The 19,480-nt window shown below is 45.8% G+C and carries 14 protein-coding genes; 6 read left to right on the forward strand and 8 right to left on the reverse strand.

What is annotated here, in order from left to right:
• Positions 1-77 precede the first annotated feature (77 nt).
• A complete protein-coding gene (locus tag QUB30_RS20500; RefSeq protein ID WP_445300525.1) occupies positions 78-2,252 on the reverse strand; it encodes an iron uptake porin in 2,175 nt (724 codons plus the stop codon).
• A gap of 164 nt (positions 2,253-2,416) precedes the next feature.
• On the opposite strand from QUB30_RS20500, the gene QUB30_RS20505 reads away from it, so the two are divergent.
• The gene (locus tag QUB30_RS20505; RefSeq protein WP_333336904.1) at positions 2,417-3,148 is read left to right on the forward strand and encodes a sucrose-phosphate phosphatase; all 732 of its coding nucleotides are present in this window, start codon (positions 2,417-2,419) and stop codon (positions 3,146-3,148) included.
• 137 nt (positions 3,149-3,285) lie between these two features.
• Positions 3,286-3,639 carry a DUF6464 family protein gene (locus QUB30_RS20510; protein ID WP_333336907.1) on the forward strand — a complete coding sequence of 118 codons (354 nt, stop codon included), beginning with the start codon at positions 3,286-3,288 and terminating at the stop codon, positions 3,637-3,639.
• Positions 3,640-3,785: 146 nt separating this feature from the next.
• Here the strand turns inward: QUB30_RS20510 and QUB30_RS20515 are convergent, their stop codons facing one another.
• A complete protein-coding gene (locus tag QUB30_RS20515; RefSeq protein ID WP_333336908.1) occupies positions 3,786-4,136 on the reverse strand; it encodes a late competence development ComFB family protein in 351 nt (116 codons plus the stop codon).
• Between the two features lie 74 nt (positions 4,137-4,210).
• Positions 4,211-4,519, reverse strand: a complete 309-nt coding sequence (locus QUB30_RS20520) for a DUF1830 domain-containing protein (protein ID WP_333336910.1) — start codon at positions 4,517-4,519, stop codon at positions 4,211-4,213.
• A gap of 209 nt (positions 4,520-4,728) precedes the next feature.
• Between QUB30_RS20520 and QUB30_RS20525 the strand changes: the two genes are divergently transcribed.
• Positions 4,729-4,914: a hypothetical protein gene (locus tag QUB30_RS20525; protein ID WP_333336912.1), complete on the forward strand. Its 186-nt coding sequence runs from the start codon at positions 4,729-4,731 to the stop codon at positions 4,912-4,914.
• Positions 4,915-5,483: 569 nt separating this feature from the next.
• Here the strand turns inward: QUB30_RS20525 and QUB30_RS20530 are convergent.
• The 4 genes from QUB30_RS20530 to QUB30_RS20545 form a co-directional block, all read right to left on the reverse strand.
• Complete coding sequence (locus QUB30_RS20530) at positions 5,484-5,870, reverse strand: response regulator (RefSeq protein WP_333336914.1); 387 nt, start codon at positions 5,868-5,870, stop codon at positions 5,484-5,486.
• A gap of 284 nt (positions 5,871-6,154) precedes the next feature.
• Positions 6,155-9,601, reverse strand: a complete 3,447-nt coding sequence (locus QUB30_RS20535) for a PAS domain S-box protein (RefSeq protein ID WP_333336915.1) — start codon at positions 9,599-9,601, stop codon at positions 6,155-6,157.
• Positions 9,602-9,870: 269 nt separating this feature from the next.
• On the reverse strand, positions 9,871-11,793 hold the full coding sequence (locus QUB30_RS20540) for a response regulator (RefSeq protein ID WP_333336917.1): 1,923 nt from the start codon (positions 11,791-11,793) through the stop codon (positions 9,871-9,873).
• Between the two features lie 202 nt (positions 11,794-11,995).
• Positions 11,996-13,279, reverse strand: coding sequence for a chemotaxis protein (locus QUB30_RS20545; RefSeq protein ID WP_333336919.1), 1,284 nt, complete (start codon positions 13,277-13,279; stop codon positions 11,996-11,998).
• Positions 13,280-13,539: 260 nt separating this feature from the next.
• On the opposite strand from QUB30_RS20545, the gene QUB30_RS20550 reads away from it, so the two are divergent.
• Both QUB30_RS20550 and QUB30_RS20555 read left to right on the forward strand, forming a co-directional pair.
• The gene (locus QUB30_RS20550; RefSeq protein ID WP_333336921.1) at positions 13,540-16,086 is read left to right on the forward strand and encodes an ATP-binding protein; all 2,547 of its coding nucleotides are present in this window, start codon (positions 13,540-13,542) and stop codon (positions 16,084-16,086) included.
• Between the two features lie 146 nt (positions 16,087-16,232).
• A complete protein-coding gene (locus QUB30_RS20555; RefSeq protein WP_333336923.1) occupies positions 16,233-16,910 on the forward strand; it encodes an N-acetylmannosamine-6-phosphate 2-epimerase in 678 nt (225 codons plus the stop codon).
• Positions 16,911-17,080: 170 nt separating this feature from the next.
• On the opposite strand, the gene QUB30_RS20560 is transcribed toward QUB30_RS20555, so the two are convergent.
• On the reverse strand, positions 17,081-17,440 hold the full coding sequence (locus QUB30_RS20560) for a phage holin family protein (RefSeq protein ID WP_333052282.1): 360 nt from the start codon (positions 17,438-17,440) through the stop codon (positions 17,081-17,083).
• A 214-nt stretch (positions 17,441-17,654) separates the two neighbouring features.
• On the opposite strand from QUB30_RS20560, the gene mrdA reads away from it, so the two are divergent.
• Positions 17,655-19,469 carry a penicillin-binding protein 2 gene (gene mrdA, locus QUB30_RS20565; protein WP_333336925.1) on the forward strand — a complete coding sequence of 605 codons (1,815 nt, stop codon included), beginning with the start codon at positions 17,655-17,657 and terminating at the stop codon, positions 19,467-19,469.
• Positions 19,470-19,480 lie beyond the last annotated feature (11 nt).

Raw genomic sequence — 19,480 nt, forward strand, 5'->3', positions numbered from 1 at the left:
GGTTTTTTACCTTGGGTGCGATGCTCTAACGCATCTTTTCGTCAAAAAACCCGGTTTCTGGGTTCCCATGCGTGGAATTAAAAACTAAACTGCGTCCGCAAATTGCCCACAAAAATTGTCGGGTTGTTATCGAAATTATTGGCATTGCCGATCGCATAAAATGCCGGCACGATCGAAATATGGTCGGTGAGAGGCAAATAATAAGTTGCCTCAATTTCGTACTGCGTGCCGCCATTCCCTCCGCCAGAAACCAGAAACCTCCGACCGCCAGTAAAGTCAAAAGGTACTAAATATGACACCGTAAGCAAAGCTCCTTGTTTGAACAAATCGGGAAATGCAACTCCTAACTGATAAGATTGATTTTTGATCGTGCCGTCAGGTCGGTTAGTCTTGGGAAATATATTGGTTTCGGCGTAGCCGTAGCGGCCGAAAAGACCAAAGCGACGAGTGACTGACCAATCGAAATTGAAACTATAAGTATTCGCAGTCGCATTTCCCAGGCGGCCGCCGAAACCGTCATCTGCCACACCGTTCAACGGCTTGCTGTTAGGAGATCCAATTAAGCCGCCGATTTGCTGGATGTTGGAACGGCTGTACAGAAATCGCAAATTAGCCCGATCGCTCGGACTGAATGTTAATTCTGCTGTAGTCGTATTTGTGCCGCCAAACAAGCCTTGAGACGGATTGGAAGCGGAATTAAACACGGAAGTGGGCAAAAATTCCGTACTCTCGCCCAAATAGCCAAAGCGCAGTTTCAATCGGCGACCGATATCCCACAAAACCAAAGCACCGGCACCGCGTCTGGTAGCGCTTAACAAAGGGCTGTTGTTAGAATTAAAACTGCTCGCACCGTCTACGAAAAAGTTAAAGTTATTGTTGTCAAAGTAGCGGTAGAAATTAATTCTCGGGCCGATTACTACTTGCAAGCTGTTACTAACCGGGAACCGATAAGAAAGTTCCCGCAGGGTAACTTCATTGGGATTTCCTCCCGCAGTCTGGTCGAGAAAAGGAGTGCCGAATGTATTGAAAAAACCCGCCGAAGTAAACTGGTTGGCTGGGGAATTGCCGTTACCTACAGCTAGCTGTGTAATCAATTCGTCTTTCCCTGTAAAAGAAGTAGTGAGGGTCAACCAAACTAACTGGCTGAAAGTGATTTCTGGGTCGTCCACTCTCTGCACAATTGGTCTGTTTGTCACCGGATCGCGTCCGCCCACCCGATCGAGCGGAGCCACATTTCTTGTAGCTTCAACTCGGACTTTATCGCCCGCAAAAGCTCCAGTCAGGTTAAACCAAGCAAATGCGTTTAGTTTAGTAGTAGTTGAAAATTGATTTGCTTCCAATTCAGCCGTTCGAGCTTCTAAAGCGTCTACTCTACCGCGCAATGTAGCTAATTCGGCAGCAAATTCTTCTTGCAACTTTTGCAAAGCAAGTAGATCTTCTCGCCTGACTAAATTACCAGTAGAACCGCCAAGTTGTTTGGTAATTTGATCCAAGCAAGCGTTTAATCCGGCAGCAAATTCGTAGCGAGTCATTGCCCGATTGCCTCGGAATGTGCCGTCTGGATATCCCGCAATGCAGCCGTATCTTTCTACTAGAGATTGTAGTGCTTGAAAAGCCCAATCTGTTGGCCGCACGTCGGAAAGTTGAGAAACAGAGGTGACTTGTGCTGCGTCTTCTTGTATGCTGAGGTCATCAGCGGTGCCAGTCTCGCTGCTGATATCGGCAATTTTGCTGGCTTCAGCAACGTTTTGAGACTGAGGAGAGTTTGCAATTTCTAACTCCTGGGGGGGCAATTCGCGAATTGCCCCCGTTATTTCTGGGGCTGTTGTTGCGAGATCCTCTGTTGCTTTATCTGTTTCGGGTAAAGGGCGATCGACTGTTGCTATATCTGTTTGCGGTAAAGCGCGATTCACCCATGCTGTATCTGTTTCGGGTAAAGGGCGATCGACTGTTGCTGTATCTGTTTCGGGTAAAGCACGATTCACCCATGCTATATCTGTTTCGGGTAAAGGGCGATCGACTGCTGAGTGAGTCTCTGCGGTTATCGCCGCTAACTGCGGTATCTCAATCTTACCTGCAGCCAGCGCTGCGTCTGAGGTAGCCGCAGGGACGGCACTACCTTCTAGCGCAACTTCTGGAGTTGAGGTATCCTGAACTTGAGCTGTTGCTGCGATCGGCCCCAAAGGCACCGCCGCACCAGACATCAAGAAAGACAGCCAAAAAGCTTTAACGGAGGTTAAATTCTTCACCACAACACTCACACCACTTGTTGAAAATTAAATTTGGCCAATCTTAAACGATAAGCTTGCTTATAAATGTGTTGTGTTTAACAAATTCTTATAAATAGTTAAAATTATTTTACGAAGCGATCGATTTCCAATCACTAATGACTACTGACTACTGACTAATTCCCAAAATGAAGTTTTTATTAGTTACAGATTTAGACAACACGCTAGTCGGAGATGACGAAGCAACTCAAGTTATAAACCAGCGCTTGCAATTAAAGCGATCGCAAATTTGTTTGGTTTACGCTACCGGCCGTTCTCATGCTTCAACTTCCGAATTAATTGCCCAAAAGCAACTGCTAGAACCCGACTATTTGATCGCAGGTGTAGGCAGCGAAATTTACCAAGACGGAACCCTCGATTTAGATTGGGCGGAATATCTTTCTCAAGACTGGGATAAAATGGCGATCGCCTCTTTAGCTCAGCAGTTTTCCCAGCTTAAACCCCAATCCGTAAAAGAACAAAATCCTTGGAAAATCAGTTATTGTCTGGAACCAGCAGCCGAAAACAGCTCGACTCTCGATGCCTTGCAGCAAAAGTTAACTGAATCTGGACTGGCAGCTCAAATCATTTTTAGCAGCAATCGCGATGTAGATATTTTACCGCAGACTAGCAATAAAGGCAATGCCCTTACTTATTTACAAAAGCGCCTGCAAATTTCATCGGAAGCAACATTAGTTTGCGGGGATTCTGGTAATGATATCAATATGTTTGAACAGGATGTCCGGGGAGTAATCGTCGCTAATGCTCTGTCCGAACTCTTAGAATGGCACCGCGAATGTGGCACTAAAAATCATTATTTAGCTGGTTCCGCTTGCGCTTGGGGAATCATGGAAGGAATGGCATATTTTTGGGAATTTTGATGACCGACAATGCGGTTTGGTTTGTAGTTAGGACTTCAGTCCTCATAAAAATCACAGGACTTTAGTCCTCACTCCAAACCCACCCCAAGTCCCGCAATGCGATACCATCAGCGTGTACTCGCTTGCGGCACCGCCACATGGAACAAAATATTTTACCCGTAGAGGTGATTCTCTCTTACCCCCGTCAATCCTTAGGTAGCATTCGGCTGGATTGGACGCCACAACCGGGGAACTATCTAGATTTAGAGGGAGAAACCTACGCTGTCTTGGAACGCCACCACCGCTATCAACTCAAATCCGGCCGCTACCGATTGCAAAAAATTGCCCTGTACGTGCAGTCTGCCGCACCGCCGAGGGAAAGAACTTTTGTAAGCGGCATCTGGGTTATCGGAGATGCTAGCTGCCGCTTTAATGCTCGATCGGAAATTCTGCGCTGTGCTGTCAATCCCAATGGCCCGTGCGATCGCTGCTGCGATTACCAAAAGTCTTGAACGATCTTTCACAGGAGTGTTCGCTGCGAGCACGGCACAGCCTATATGTCTGGCTGTGCTGTGCTCTGACAGCGAAAACTCCTAAAAAACGCTTTTTACAAAAGTGAGATGCTGCCATCACCATCTCCCTCAATTACGACAAACTATCAAAACCAAGTAGCAACTCTCGAACCGAATTTAACTTGTTCAGGAAGGCGGTAATCTATCTTCTGATAGCTGTGCAGCAGGTCGCGAATGCCAGAATGAATCAAATTTTCTATGTGCAGCAACTGCTCTGAAGAACAGCGAACCTGGACTGTTTGGTGTGACACCGACTCGCCGGAGTCGATCGCAGTATATCTATTAGGAACTCGGCTCAGCACGTAAGCAATTAAATCCTGCCGCAAGCCCGAGGGCGAAAAAGCTTGTTGGTAGGGATGCGTCGGATAAGACTCCAAGATAATTTCTACTTCCTCTGTGACTACAGCTAAGGTAATATTGACAAGATTTTTCTGCATTTTCCCCGTCCCTCAACACTCGTTAACTAATATTTTTGTTGCCGATCTCGATCTCATGTGATTTCTGCTGAATCTTAGCGCGCTAATAGCGCAAATCGTTCTTCGGGAATCACCAGCTCGCTCTCGGAACTTACCTCTTCTATAACCCGCAGCACGTAGCAGGGAATTTTGTCCGATAAAATAGCACTTGCCACCGCACCAGTGTGAATTTCTAATACTGCTTCAGCAGCAGCTTCAAACATCAGTCGCTGTCCCGGAAACATCACTCTTTCAAAGTACCAATTAGGAATGTTTTCAATCCGAACTACCTGAGTTAGGCTGGTAACATTTGCGTAATAGCACAGAATTTTGTTGTTACCTTTAGAAGATAGCTGATCTGACATTTGAAAAATCTCCACACTCTTTCAAAAACTTACTCAGACTTGGTTTGGCTTGTTAGCAATAATTGCGAGTTTGGCTCTTGACAAAATGAGCGACTTATTTTTGTGGTGTTGTTCGAGAGCGCAAATCACATCCTCAGTTATTGATTTTTTTATCATTTATTTCTCCTGCCAACACTTAAATTAATTGCACAGAAACCAGGTTTTTCCAGGTGAAAAAACCCGGTTTGTTTGGTATACAGTGCGTAACTCCTGACTTATTCAGGTTGGTTGTGCTGTCGCACCACTTAATAGAAAGTACAGTTACTGACCGGAACCTCTCTGACAACAAGTTTGTTGTTTGCCAGCGGGCTGCTGCTGAGAGTGCGATCGACTTTCAACTCAAGAGCTTGAAGTAAAGATTATCTAAAAAATATGAGGAAATTATGAAGAAAATCATTTTTTTTGATGAATATACTTTGGCCGAAGCACAAACTGCAACTCTTACGCAGAAAGCGGGGTTTTTACTAAAAAACTTGGCTGCATTCGCGAGTGCGGGTTAAAAAACCCGGTTTCTGAGACAAGCGCGGGTAACTGCTGGATTAGCACAAATCGGGTTGTTGACCAAAAACTTCGCTGCATCTCCGATCTCGGGTTAAAAAACCCGATTTCTTGAGGCAAGTCTGCGTAACTTATACAGCATTTATTCTGCGTGTAAATATGTTAGTAGCCGATCGACTTTGCGAGAAACAAAAAACCCCGAGTCCATGAGGCGAGATCTGGAACTTCTAAGGAATCAGGGTTTAAAGCAATACCACTTCGGTAAAAGAGAGCTACATATATATTGTAACCGAGCATCTGTAGGCAAACGGTAATGTCTTGTCATTAGAGAGATATGGGACTTTTAATAATTGGTATAAGAGAGATAATTGCAGCCAAACTTTTTTGAAGTGGTATAACAAATCACCCGATCGCATTTTATCCCAGTTTAAAGCAACGGTTCCCAACCCAGAATTTCCGCCACTTGCTGTGCCAAACTCAAAGGATCGAAAGGCTTTGCAATCACCCCTGCTACCCCCAAATCAGCAAATTCGCTCAAATCCATCGCCTGCACCTTAGCCGTCAGGAAAATCACCGGAATCCCCCGAGTAGGCGCATTGTTTTGCAGCAAACTAAACAGAGCAACTCCGTCCATATCCGGCATCATCACATCTAGCAGAATAGCGTCAGGGAGTTGAGTTTCAGCTAAAAGCTTTCCTTCGCTACTGCTGAGTGCGCTCAGTACCGTCCAGCCGCCTAAATGTTCCAGACAGGCCTGAATCACGCTGCAGAGGTTTTTTTCATCATCGATTACCAAAATGCGCTTTGCTGTCATAATTAAAACTCAAATTTTAAATTAATAATGGTCAACTGAAAAAGGACTTATGCACCCTGGCTCATCAACCCGCTTTATTCACAGATATAGCAGCAGGAAAAAGCAAGAAAATTAAGAGTTTCAGCAATTAAAAACGTCATAATCGTCGGGAACGGTTGCTATATTTTGCCGCTCACCTACTTAAATCGAGAACACAAAAATCGAAATATCATCCTCCCAAACTCATACTCCCGGCTTGCGTTGCGAGGAAGGTTAACTTTCGCATTCTCTTAATGAAAGCAATCTCAAAACTCCAAACTTTGGCCCCCTTCGCCTTCCAACGGTGCAGGCACTGTGAAATAGAAACTGCTGCCTTCTGAGACAACACTTTCGGCCCAAATTCGACCGCCGTGCTGCTGCACGATGCTGCGACAGATAGCCAAACCCAAACCCGTACCTCCTTTTTGGCGGGAGTCCGAAGCATCGACCTGTTGAAACCGTCCAAAGATAGTTTCTAGTTTATCAGCAGGAATCCCCCGGCCTCGATCTTTGACTTCAAATAAAATCCGATCGCCCAAATCTTGGGCCCTGACAGTTACTGTACCTCCCGGAGCCGAGAATTTAATCGCATTGCTCAACAAATTTACCAGCAGTTGAACGATCCTGTCGGGGTCAGCCCAAATTTTTGCCGTTTCGGGCAAAATCGACAAATTAATGTTATTCTCAGCAGCCATGGACAGCAAAGCTTCCGCAGACTTCCGGATCAAAATCTGTACATCGCACCACTGCTTGACGAGGGTAACTTGGCTCGAATCGAGCCGCTCTAAGTCGAGAATATCGTTGACCAAACGCACTAGCCGTTCGGTATCGCTAGACGCAATTTCTAACATCTGTTTGGCAGTTTCCGGTCGATTTTTCAGTACCCCAGCCGCCAGCAAACCTAAAGAACCGCGAATTGAGGCAAGCGGCGTTCGCAGTTCGTGGCTGACAATGGAAATAAACTCATTTTTCATTTTTTCAATTGCCCGACTTTCTGTGATATCTGTGACTGTGCCGACGTGACCGATTAGTTGAGTTCTGTCGGAAAAAATCGGAGCTGTTTTAAGCCGGCAAAACCGGATTGTTCCGTCTCGCTGGATGTGGCGGAATTCGCAAGAAAATTTCTCATCTAGCGATTGCGATTGGGACCACTTAGATAGAATTAGTTTGATGTCTTCGCGGTGAACAAACCGCATCCAGCCGTTTCCTAAAGCGGCTGCCGGTGTGAAGCCGCCAATTGCTTGACAGCGGGGATTTGTATAGGTACATTTCCCCTCAGCATCGATTTTGAAAATGCCGACGGGGGAACTCTCGCTCAGAGAGCGAAATAAAGCTTCGCTTTCCCGCAGTTCTGCTTGAGAGCTTTCTAGTTCTCTGGTTCGCTGCAAAACTCGCATTTCTAACCGTTCGTTGAGCTGTTGGAGGGTGGCTTCAGCAAGTTTGCGATCGCTAATATCCCGGTGCACTGATACCCAGTGGGTAAACTCACCATTTTTGTCCGCTATAGGCACAATGCTCATTTCTACCCAAAATTCAGTCCCGTCTTTGCGGTAATTGATCGTGTCAACTCGCAGCGGCTGCCAGGTTTCCAAAGCTGTCCGAATTCGATCGAGACTGGCGCGGTCTGTTTTTTGTCCTTGCAAGATTCGCGGCGTTTTACCCACAACTTCTTCTAGCGTATAGCCGGTCATCCGCGTGAAAGCTGGGTTGACATAAAGAATTCGCGGGCCCGGTTCGTTAATCGGTTCAGCTTCGGTAATTAACACGGCGTCGTTAGTGGTGGTGACTGCTGATTCCAACAGGCGCAACTGTAATTCTCTAGCTTTGCGATCGGTAATTTCTGTAACTGTCCCCACCATCCGCACTGCATCGCCTGCTTCATTGTAAAAAAACTTACCTTTCCCCTCAATCCAGTGAATGCTGCCGTCGGGCCAAACCACGCGGTATTCGTGATAGTAATCTGATCGCTGGGCGATCGCCTGATTTATAGCATTCTGAATACTGTTTAAATCTTCTGGGTGAACGCAAGCTACAAACATTTGATAAGTTCCGGCAAAAGTCCCCGGGTCCAACCCAAATAACTCTTCGTGTTCCCTCGACCAAACAATGCGATTTTTCTGCAAGTCCCAGTCCCAAAATCCAATTTTGGTAGCGGACAAAGCTAAGTTAAGCTGCTGATTTGTTTTCCGCAACTCCATGCTAGTAATAGCAACTCGGAGTTCTCGGGCTATTTCGATTTCGCACCGCTGCCAAGGCAAAGATTTTAACCTCACAGTTTCTTGCCACAAGTCAAAGGAATTGCGAGGAGACAGCGGCCGGCTGCCATCCGGTTTAACTTCAATTTCCCCGTCTGGTTTGCCGGCCCAGTTGACAGTTTGAATTGTTTCTGGACGGAACCACAAAATGTAATAATTTTGCATTTCGGACAGGGCAAGTACCAGCAAACCGCTAGCAAATTCTTTAAAATTCTGGGAGGGCGGATACAGTTTTGAGAGAGAATCTGTATGAAAAATATCATTATTTATTTGAGTTTTTATCCAAGCAATTAAGTTTTTGATTTCTAGCAATTCCGGGGTTTTACCGATGGTTGTTAAACTTTCATTGGTACACACAACTCCACCGGTAGCGCCCACTAAGGTCAGCAATTCATCTCCGGATTTAAGTAAACCTTCTACAAACCAGTGTGATTGAGGAATTTTGGTGATAAAGTTATGGCAATTTTCTTTTAAATAAATTGCATATTCCCAATTTTCGCTATCTTGTTTGTAGCTAAGTTCTAGATTCACAAACTTTGCTAGCAGTTCGCAAGCCTTTCTTGTTTCGTAGTTGACATACTTTCGTGTTGGGTGGTGACAGGCGATCAATCCCCAGAGTTTTCGATCTTTGATTAATGTCAGGGTCATGCTAGCACCAATGTTCATGTTCTTGAGATATTGAACATGGCAAGGGGAAACGGCTCTCAACAAAGAGAAGCCCAGATTCAGGGGGCGACCTGTCAGCGGATTGCAGTGAGGAATTAGTTCTATCGGCTGACAGTTAATATCGGGAATAAACCGAATTAAATTCATGTTGAACAGCTTTCTTGCCTGGGGAGGAATATCGGTAGCCGGATAGTGCAGTCCCAATAAAGGAGCCAAACTTTCTACTTTGTCTTCGGCGACAACTTCCCCCGCACCGGTGGTATCAAATTGATAGACGATCGCTCGATCGAAACCGATCATCCTCCGCACTTCTTCAACTGCTGTCTGACACAGCACTTGCAGGTTGGGTGTTTTGTGGATTTTGTCGATCGGCTCTTGGACTAAATGATAGCAATTAAAACTATCGCTAGCTGTTGGGGAAACAACCGACTCTAATTCAACAATTAATGCTGAACTAGATTGATGCAGCGTTCCATGAAAAAAAGACTGGCGGTTTTGACTTTTGAAGGATAATCTGAGATCGTTAGAGTGATGACTGTTTTCAAATAAAGCTTTTTCTATAGCCTCAATTTCCTCAGCCTCGACAAATTCATGTAAAAATTTGCCCAAAAGTTCTTCGGGGTAAATGCCGAGTTCCTCAAAAGTATTGTTGCTAACTTGCAAAATTTTCCACACAGGAGATTCCAGAACCAAAAGCATGCCGTGAGGTTGAATCGAAGCCGGATCGTAAATTATTTCGCAGTCGCTGTTATTGAGAGTGCCTGTGTCTGAGGGCAATACCATTGCTTTCATCTGATTAATACTTCTCTAAATTAGTCTATATTCTTGATGACGGGCAAACATCAATCAACGCCACCGAGTCCGAATTACACAATCAAACCATCCCAAGTCTTGGCTAAGGCTTCCCGATCTATTTCGGACACGCACTGCATATTTCCTCCTAGTTATACCAGTTTAAAACAAGAATACAACTGTAAGTCAGTGCTCGAAACCCAGATCTCATCAGTCATTCCCAATGCTTCAATTTGTTAATTATTTAATTTGTTAAATGTAAAATGGGATTAACGCTGTGCCTGAGCCAGTCTATTTCTCAGTTGAGTTCGCTCCAAACGATTCAGGAGGCGAGCAATTAATTCCGGTTTGACGATCGGCTTGTTCACGTAGTCGTCAGCACCTGCGACAAACATTTGGCGGACTGTTTCCGACTCGGAATGAGCCGTCAAAAATAGCACGGGGAGCTTGCTCCAGCGCAAATCGTTGCGCACTGCCAAACACAGCTCGATACCGCTGTAACCGGGCATCTCCACATCTAAAATTAGCAAATCCGGACAAGTCATTTCGAGTACCTCCCAGAACTTTTCGGGATCGTCCAATGTTGTTACTTGAAATCCCCAAGGTTTTAGAATCACTTGCAGTGCAGCCAATAGATGCACGTCATCGTCTACCACCATAACTTTAGCTTCAGCAGGACCCGTCTGGTCTAGTAGTTGGGCGACTGCTTTGAGTATATCTGCTGGGGGCATAGATTTGTGTAAAAAGCCCGAAGCTCCCAAACGAGCAACTTCTATTCGATCGCTCAATTGATTGTGCCCGCTAAAAACCATCACCGGAATTTCGGGCTTTTCACTGCGGAGTTCGGCTAGGAGAGAAAGTCCGTTTTCCTGAGTTCTGGAAAATGTCAAATCCAGTAAAATCGCGTCGGGAGGCTGTTGAGAAATCGCATTTCTTGCCGCTTGCGGAGAGTTGGCGACTTCTATCTGAAAGTCGGAACCGGATGCTACTATTTTCAGTCGATCGCTGCCCAAAGTATCATCATCAACAATCAGCATTCGGCGCTTTTGGGAAACCGCAGGAACCCAATCGCCTTCTGGTTCGGGCGACGGGCGATCGAATATTTGTTTGAGCTTATCCAGAAATCCCTCAATTTGCTGAGCCGTCTCCGGTTTTAAGATGTTTTCAGCCTTGAACAAATGTTCTATTTTGCGCGCAACTTCCGAACCTTTGGGCAGCCCTAAAGTTCCCAAAGAACCGACTAATTTGTGAGCTTGAGCCTGGGCTTCCTGGCGCAGTTCGCCCTCCAAGGTTCCGCTTTTCAGTTGAGCGATCGCGCGGTCGAATATCGCCACTTTCTCTATAAAATTAGCTTTTAAATTCCCCCGCATTTGGGCAACCACAGTCATGACTTTGAGGCGGCGTTCGTCATTGTTTGATTCCCCGCTAGACCCGCTAGATTCAGCAGATAAAGTCTCTGGAGTTTTAGCAGTTTTTGCCGTTTCCTGCACAACTTTTTGGTTCTCAATATCCTCCGGCAGACTTTTGAGCCGATAGCCCAATCCATACACGGTTTCCACTAAATCTACAGTCATCCCGGCTGCTTTCAGCTTCTGCCGCAGCCCCTTGATGTGAGCGGTAACGGCTTCTTCCTGAGGAAATTCGCCGGCAGACCAAATGCGATCGAGGATGGCGCTGCGGCTGAAAATGCGCCGGGGATTTCTCAGGAAAAGTTCTAGCAAATTGTACTCTTTGGGAGTCAAGTGCAGCACTTTTTCCCCATAAGTTACTTCCGTAGTGTCCGGGTTGACTTGCAGTTTTTCCCAGGTCAAATTTGTACTCGACAAAGTTGCCTTGCCCCGGCGCAGCAAAGCCCGAATTCTAGCGATTAATTCTTCAAGATTAAAGGGTTTGACCACATAATCGTCTGCACCCGCTTCTAAACCTTGGACTCGATCGTTGCTGCTATCTAGCGCTGTTAGCAGTAAAATCGGCATTTGGCAGCCGGACGATCGCAGTTTCCGACACAAACTAATGCCGTCGAGTTTAGGAATCAGCACATCCAAAACAATCAGGTCGTAATCGTATGCCTGCACCAACTGCAAGGCTGTTTCACCGTCTGCTGCCGCATTCACATTGTAATTGTGAGAGTTCAGCGCTTGGGTAAGCAAACTGACTGTAATTGTGTCATCTTCTACCAGCAGAATTTTCATAAGCGTAACCTGTTGTTTAATCTATTTTGGTGACTGACTTGTTGTCGAATTATTGGGATACTTAAATAACCTTTTTCATGGTTTATTTGAATTTTTCCCACCCTCAGTCTAACAAATAGTATTCTTGAATATAGTGTAATGGTAAATTATTATTGGATTTTTTTTACCTATCCCAATGTTTCATCGAATTCTCCAGGGGAATTTATGGCTTTTTTGACTTCAGCGCCTGCTGAATTTTTTGAATCAGATATTGCGATGAATCTTGATGCTTAACTAAGTTTTCCAACTCCGAAACCGCCACTTCGGCGTTTTTTATCTCTTTAACTAAAGAATCAGCGGTCACACTTTTCCTGACTCCCAAAGGTTGTTTGATAGCGGTCTGTGAATTGAAATCTTTTTCCGCTATTAATTCCTCCAACTCTAACAGAGCCATTTCCGCGCGATCGATCTTGATGGTCACGGATTTAGCCACATTCGCACCCGCTCTTGCTGCCTCCGTGAGTTCGTGAACGCGAAGTTTAAACCGGCTGGCAATTTGCTCCATTTGAGTTCCCAATTCAAAAGTTTTACTTGCCAGTCTGCCAATTTCCAGACTCACTTGGCTCAGACCGCTGGGCTGACTTCCCATTTGATTGGTAACTACAGCCACCTGTACTGCTAAATGCCTGACTTGTTCGATCGCCTCCCGGATGGTTCGGGAAGTGCGGTTAACCGTTTCTAAATCATTAGCTATTGCTTTGCCAACGCCCAAAATTTTATCTGTATTGTTGCAAATAGAATTAGCACCTTGAAAAGTAGCTTGAAATGCTTGGCGACCTTCTGAAGAAATCAGTTTCGCAATCCTCACAAATCGCTGATTCATGTGAGCAATTTCTTCAGCTTGTTTTACCAGGGCTACTTGGTTACTGGGATTACTCTGCGATTTTTCTGTTTGACGTTGTTGGGCTTTTAAAAGTTCATTGCATTCCTGAACTTTTGCCTGTTCTTGTTGAATTATCGCCTGATATTTATGTCTTTCTACTCGGTATTTTTGAATAATTTTGTTAGCTTGCGCTAAAATTTTTGACTGAGCAATCACCAGAGTATGAACGTCCAAAATGCGGTAAGTCCGGTTTTCCATTACCACAATAATCGGTTCATAGATCAAGTCTTTGTGCCTGTTGAGAGACGCTTGCACGGCATCGTCAACTTTCCACTTTTCCGAAAGCAGCAAAGGCGGAATTCTAATAAAATCTAACAATGCTCGAATAGGCTGCGTCCCGTAAAGTTCTACGCGCTCGGGAAGACTCATTTGCTCTCGAAATTTGACGCGAGAAATCATGCCCAATACCTGTGATTCATGAGTAATAATGACTCCCGGCAGGTCTGGTTCTTGCTCGAATTTTTCAGCCACTACCTGTCCTGGAGTTGCAGCACTCACTTGGAAGTGGTGACACGGCAGATGTCCGATCGTGAAATCGGGGGTGAGTTGAGTTGGATTGCTCATTTACCCGGATAGTGTTAAGTAGAAGTTAACAAATTATATATTAATATTATACTGGAATAAGATTGTTTAAAGTAATGACAACTATAGGGAGAAATAAGCTTTCTGGCTCCTGGGCCTGACGAGACCCTGGCTTCTGACTACTTTTATCTCCAGTCTGCTCAACTCTGTTGGAGCGGCCGCCCCTCCTGCGCCCCGGGTTCCTTCCCCAAAACAGGGGCCTTCATATTTTGTTCTTTAAAACAACCGGGAAAATATCTAGATTGAAACTAAAAACCTTAAGTCGGACTTTGCCGCTAGCAACGTTTGAGGCTGCTTACCAGTTGTTACAGCAAATGGCTGAAATCTCCGGGGCGATTTGGCTGGCAGACGATGCGCTCGCTGATTCTCAAAATCGGGAAAACTCGTCGGAAAGATTTGGAGCAGTGGTATCCGATCGGTTTAGCGCGCTGCTGCGGGGCAATCTATTAGATGAGTTCGCAACAAACGGACACAAGCACAGCGAAAAAAACCTCAATTCGCAATTGAATGTGCAGTTGACTTTCGATCCCGGGGCGATCGCCAATTTCCTCTCTCCCCTCGCAGACAAACTCGCAGAAATAACACCCGCACCCTCGCGGCAAATTGACCTTCGCGCCCTGAAACAAGCAATTAAAAATATACAGCCAAACTCGGCCGTTCTTCAAAGCGAATTCACCCTGAATTTGTTGGAGATTCTCGCAGACAATGACACCCAAAACAGTCGCCCGCCCCTACACACCCAAACAGAAATACAGGGAAAATCCGCGCCCAAACTGATAGATTCCGAAACGCTAAAGCGCCAGATTTCCCAAGCCGTCAATCACTTACAAATTGCCAGTCCCTGCATTTCATTTTGTCAGCCGGTGGAAGATGCTTTGCAGCAGCAGCTCGAACAAGAGCGACTTTTGAATCAGGTGACAACTCAAATCCGCCAGAGTTTGGAATTGCCTGTAATTTTGTCAAAAGCAGTCGAACGAGTGCGAGAGTTTTTGGAAGTAGATCGCCTGTTAATTTATCAATTTGAAAAAGTCCCAGCGCCGCACAATGGTGAGTTAGCTAAAGAAATACCTGCGGCGGTTTCTGGGTCTGGCGAAATCCCAAAAAATTCCGGCTCTTACTTCTATTTAGGTCGCGTCACCTACGAAGCTTTAGCCAGCGACGCTATCTCGTCTGTACTGAATTTTAGTGAAGGCGCGCAGTGTTTTACCAATGGAGTCATTGACAGAGAGAAATATCGCAAAGGTTTGGCTTTGTGCGTCGCGGATGTGGAAACAACTTACTCTTCGCATCCTTGTTTTTTAGAGTTGATGCGGCGGGCGAAGGTGCGGGCGAAGTTGCTAGTGCCGATCGTAGTTCAAGACGAATTGTGGGGGCTGCTAATTGCCCACCAGTGTACTTTTCGGGAGTGGGAAGAAAGCAAAAAAACATTTTTGCGACACATAGCAGAACATTTGGCGATCGCCATTTACCAAGCCGAACTTTATGCAGAAGTCCAGCAACAAAAGCGCACCTCAGAACAGCGCGTAATAGAGCGCACGCAAGAACTGCGCGATGCACTGGTCGCTGCCCAGTCTGCCAGCCTCGCCAAGAGCGAATTTTTGGCAGCTATGAGCCACGAATTGCGGACTCCCCTCACCTGTGTCATCGGCATTTCCGACACGCTGTTGCGATGGTCTTACGGCAAAGTTGGCTGCAAAGAAGTGCCGCTGCAAAAGCAACGGCAGTACCTGCAAACTATCCGGGATAGCGGCGACCACTTATTAGAATTAATTAACGATATTTTAGATTTATCGCAAGTAGAAGCGGGAAAAACAGTATTAAAAATTAGTGAATTTTCTATTTCTAAATTAGCTTCTCAGAGCCTGCACGCCCTGAAAGAAAAAGCTGTGGCTAAAGGCGTGAAACTGGTGCAAGAACAGCGGATAAAACAAGAGTGCGATCGCTTCACCGCTGACCCGCGCCGCTTGAGACAAATTCTCTTCAATCTTTTAGGAAATGCGATTAAATTCACTCCCGAAGGCGGGCAAGTCATCCTGCGAGTCTGGGTGACAGAAGATAAAAATCTAACGCCTGCAGTGCGACATCCCGGTATTGCACCTGCTGGCAGCACCGCTGTTTTTCAAATCAAAGATACCGGCATTGGAATTCCCGAAAATCAGCGATCGCTTTTGTTTCAAAAATTCCAGCAGTTGGATTCCCCCTACCGCCGCGAATACGGTGGCACCGGCCTGGGATTGGCTTTAACTAAACAGTTAGTAGAGCTTCACGGCGGCGCGATCGAAGTCAGCTCTACAGTTGATGTCGGGTCTACTTTTACCGTTTTTATACCCATCCAAACTCAAAGCAAAGATGAATCCACAAAATTCAAATATGAAAAATCGAATTCATCTTTACCGCTGCATTCTTCCTCGTGGGGCAGCCTCGTACTCGTCGAAGAAGATGAAGAAACTGCCATGCTGATTTGCGATATCCTGACCGCAGCAGGACTGCAAGTGGTGTGGATGATTGAAGGTTCGGCGGCGGTGGAACAAATTGAACTTTTGCAGCCGAATGCTGTGATTGTCGATATGCGTTTGCCCGGTATGAATGGCTGCGAAATAATTCACCAACTGCGCCAAAGACCCGCTACTGAAAATATCAAAATTATCGCTTTAAGCGCTAATGAAATTCCCGCAGAGCAGATATATTTCGTGACGGCCGGAGCTAACGATTGTTTGGCTAAACCGATTCACCCTGAACACTTGCTCGACAAAATTATTTCTTTAATGGCGGGGATTGGTAATGGGTAATATAATTTTAGATTTTAGATTTTAGATTTTAGATTTTGGAATGACTCATTGGATATGGGTTGGGATCTGGTCTACAGTTACATTCTTTTTTTTGAACTGGTATAATTTGTAATTCCCAATTACCAATTCCCCATCCCCAATTCGCCATGATTAATTGTCAAATTCCTACAGGATTAATTGTTTCTTGTCAAGCACCTGCTGATTCGCCGCTGCACGATCCGATCGTAATTGCGGCAATGGCTCGAACCGCCATCAATCGAGGTGCCTCGGGCGTGCGGATTGACACTCCGGCTCACATTGCAGCGGTGCGAAAACAGGTATCCGCTCCCATAATTGGGATTTGGAAGCAGCAATTGCCGGGATGCGAGATTTACATTACTCCTCGGTTTGAAGACGCGCGGGCGATAGCCACTTCTGGAGCCGATATTATCGCCGTTGACGCTACTGAGAGAAACCGTCCTGCTGGCGGCGAAGATTTAAAGACATTAATCGCACAAATTCATAGCGAATTGGGCAAATTAGTGATGGCGGATGTAGATACCATAGAAGCTGCGATCGCGGCGGCCCAAGCTGGTGCAGATACTGTAGCAACTACTCTTTTTGGCTACACTGCCCAGACGGAAAGTTTCTCGCCGCCCGGATTTGATTTGCTTGCGGAAATGGTAGAAAAGCTTAAGGTTCCCGTTATCTGCGAAGGCGGGATCGCGGGACCGGAAATGGCTAAAAAAGCCTGGGATTTAGGAGCGACGGCTGTTGTTGTCGGCACAGATATTACTGGGATTGATATTAAGGTGACAGCCTATAAGTCGGCGATGGGGAAGTAAGAAGGAAGTTCGGCAACGGATTGTTTAACGGATGTAACGGATGTAACGGATAGAAGGAAGAAGGGAGCATAAATATTCGGCGATAGAAATCGCTTTTAGGCAAACGAAACGCGCAAGGTAAGGTGTGGAAATATCGGGCGATTTCTATCGCCCTTTTTCTGGGGGAGTTGCTAAATCAGTGCGCCGTTGATAAAGCTGCTAACTACAGCCAAGGCGATCGCCCCCAGTACCGCGCTCCAAAGGCCCATCCGCAAGCTAAATCCTTCAACTAACTTCGCAGCCGAGGCAAAAACAATCACATTCATGACAAAAGCAAACGCGCCGGAAAGCAATCCCAGCGTCAGTAGGTTCGGCACGAAAAAAACTGCTTTCAGAATTGGCAAAATTAAAACATTCAACATTCCCAAAACCGCAGCGGAAATTACTGCTTTCGGTGTGCTGTCAATTTCTACGCCGATCGGCAGTTGAGAAATTAGCAGCAAGCTGCTGCCCGTCACCAGCCAAGCAATCAAAAAATCGATCGGTTCCACAGCGCCCCTACCTCCTTAACAGTTGAATTGTCAATAAAACCTGATATTTAACCTCTACCTTAATCAAAAAAAACCGCTGATTCGTCTACCAATCGACAGAATTTATGTCTGTCACTAAAGAGTTAGAAGTTATCATGGCTGTATCCTCCGCCAAATAATCCGGATGGCAACCCGATCAAGCTGTTAGTTGAATAAAAATAGCAGATTAATTAATATGGCTGGCGATTTTTCTTTTAACTCTCAAGTCCGATTAGACAAAAATGGCATGGACAATGCTTCACGGCAACGCAGCCGATCGCTCCAAGTTATGATGTTTATGCTGCTAGTCACTACCTTGGTGACGCTGCCGATATTTCGTCTAGCCGAACTGCAACTGGTACAGGGAGCCTACAACCGACAGCGGGCGGAAAATAACCGCATTCGCCCTGTTTCAGTCCCAGCGACTCGGGGTCAAATTTTAGACCGCAACGGCAAAATTTTTGTGGCCAGCCGCGTATCTCGATCGGTCTATGTGTGGCCAAAAGAGCGATCGGCCAAGGAGTGGCAAGAGATCGCCGCTACACTGGGCCCGATCGTCAAACTTCCCGCAGCCGAAATTATCAAAAAAATCGATGGAGCAGGCTACAGATCGGCCCTGCCAGTGCGAATTAGTAAGGATATTGATGTCGGTACTTTCGTCGCTTTGGGAGAACAAAGTAATGCTTTGCGGGGAGTTGAAATTCGCGTAGAATCGAGCCGAGACAATCCCCACCAGCAATTAGCAGCTCACCTTTTGGGATACGTCGGCGAAGCTAGTTTAGAGCAATTAAAAGCTAATCCGGCATATCCGATGGGGATGATCGTCGGTCAAATGGGAGTGGAAAAATTAGCCAATTCAACTTTAGAGGGCGTTTGGGGAAACCGTTTAATCGAGGTAAATGCTAAGGGCGAAGAAATCCAAGATTTAGGTGTAAAAGACCCTATTCCCGGCAAACCGGTGCAGCTAACTTTAGATTTAGATATGCAGAAAACTGCGGAAAAAGCTTTGGGCGATCGCCTGGGTGCCGTTGTGGCGATCGACGTGAAAACCGGAGCTCTTTTAACAATGGCTAGTTGGCCGACATTTGATCCCAATATTTTCACTCGCAAGGTAACTCAAAAAGAATGGGATCGGCTGCAAGGGCCAGAAAAACCGTTTTTAAATCGAGCCGTTCAAGGTTATCCAGTCGGTAGCACTTTTAAAATTGTAACTTCTGTAGCTGGGATGGAGTCTGGCAAGTTTTCTCCTGACTCGACTTTGGTAAGTTCTGCTTCAATTAACATCGGCGGAATTTCCTTTAACGAACACGGCGCAGGTTACGGCACGATCGGTTTCCGCGATGCTTTAGCCTACAGCAGCAATACGTTTTTCTATCAAGTAGGTATGGCAGCAGGGCCGGAAGAAATGGCGAAATGGGCTAAGAAAATGGGCATTGGCGGTACTATTAATTTAGATCTTTTGGGGTTGGAATCCGCCAATCACGGTCAAGTTCCGATACCAGCAGAGAAAAATAAAATGTATGGTGAAGATTGGTACGTTGGGGATACGGTAACAATGGCGATCGGTCAGGGTTTGGTACTTTGTACTCCCCTAGAATTGGCTGTGATGGTGTCAACTATTGCCAACGGCGGTTGGCGAGTGCAGCCGCATTTGTTGGCTTCTCAAACCAATACTCCTATAACTCAAAAAATTCAAACAGGTATTAAGCCTGCCACTTTAAATGTCGTTAAACAAGGATTGATTGACGTGGTGAAAAAAGGTACAGGCCGCGCCATGAATGACGGTACTATTCCTTTAAGTGCTGGCAAAACTGGGACTGTGGAAATGCCCGGTCATCCTGACAATTCTATGTATGTGGGTTTTGCTCCGGCTGACAAACCGGAAGTTGCGATCGCAGTTATAGTTGAAGGCGGAGGATATGGTGCTGTATCGGCGGCACCAATTGCTCAAGAGGTATTTAGAACCTATTTTCAAAAGCAGGGTTTTAAACCTACTAATAAGCCTCTCTAGTAATTAGTTAA

The organism is Microcoleus sp. BROC3 (assembly GCF_036702515.1).
Classification (GTDB): Bacteria; Cyanobacteriota; Cyanobacteriia; order Cyanobacteriales; family Microcoleaceae; genus Microcoleus.

Excerpts from the sequence above, each read along its gene's own strand:
- QUB30_RS20505 (WP_333336904.1), top strand. The coding sequence starts at position 2,417 with ATGAAGTTTTTATTAGTTACAGATTTAGACAACACGCTAGTCGGAGAT.
- QUB30_RS20540 (WP_333336917.1), bottom strand. The coding sequence starts at position 11,793 with ATGAAAATTCTGCTGGTAGAAGATGACACAATTACAGTCAGTTTGCTT.
- QUB30_RS20510 (WP_333336907.1), top strand. The coding sequence starts at position 3,286 with ATGGAACAAAATATTTTACCCGTAGAGGTGATTCTCTCTTACCCCCGT.
- QUB30_RS20515 (WP_333336908.1), bottom strand. The coding sequence starts at position 4,136 with ATGCAGAAAAATCTTGTCAATATTACCTTAGCTGTAGTCACAGAGGAA.
- QUB30_RS20535 (WP_333336915.1), bottom strand. The coding sequence starts at position 9,601 with ATGAAAGCAATGGTATTGCCCTCAGACACAGGCACTCTCAATAACAGC.
- QUB30_RS20555 (WP_333336923.1), top strand. The coding sequence starts at position 16,233 with ATGATTAATTGTCAAATTCCTACAGGATTAATTGTTTCTTGTCAAGCA.
- QUB30_RS20530 (WP_333336914.1), bottom strand. The coding sequence starts at position 5,870 with ATGACAGCAAAGCGCATTTTGGTAATCGATGATGAAAAAAACCTCTGC.
- QUB30_RS20520 (WP_333336910.1), bottom strand. The coding sequence starts at position 4,519 with ATGTCAGATCAGCTATCTTCTAAAGGTAACAACAAAATTCTGTGCTAT.
- QUB30_RS20545 (WP_333336919.1), bottom strand. The coding sequence starts at position 13,279 with ATGAGCAATCCAACTCAACTCACCCCCGATTTCACGATCGGACATCTG.
- mrdA (WP_333336925.1), top strand. The coding sequence starts at position 17,655 with ATGGCTGGCGATTTTTCTTTTAACTCTCAAGTCCGATTAGACAAAAAT.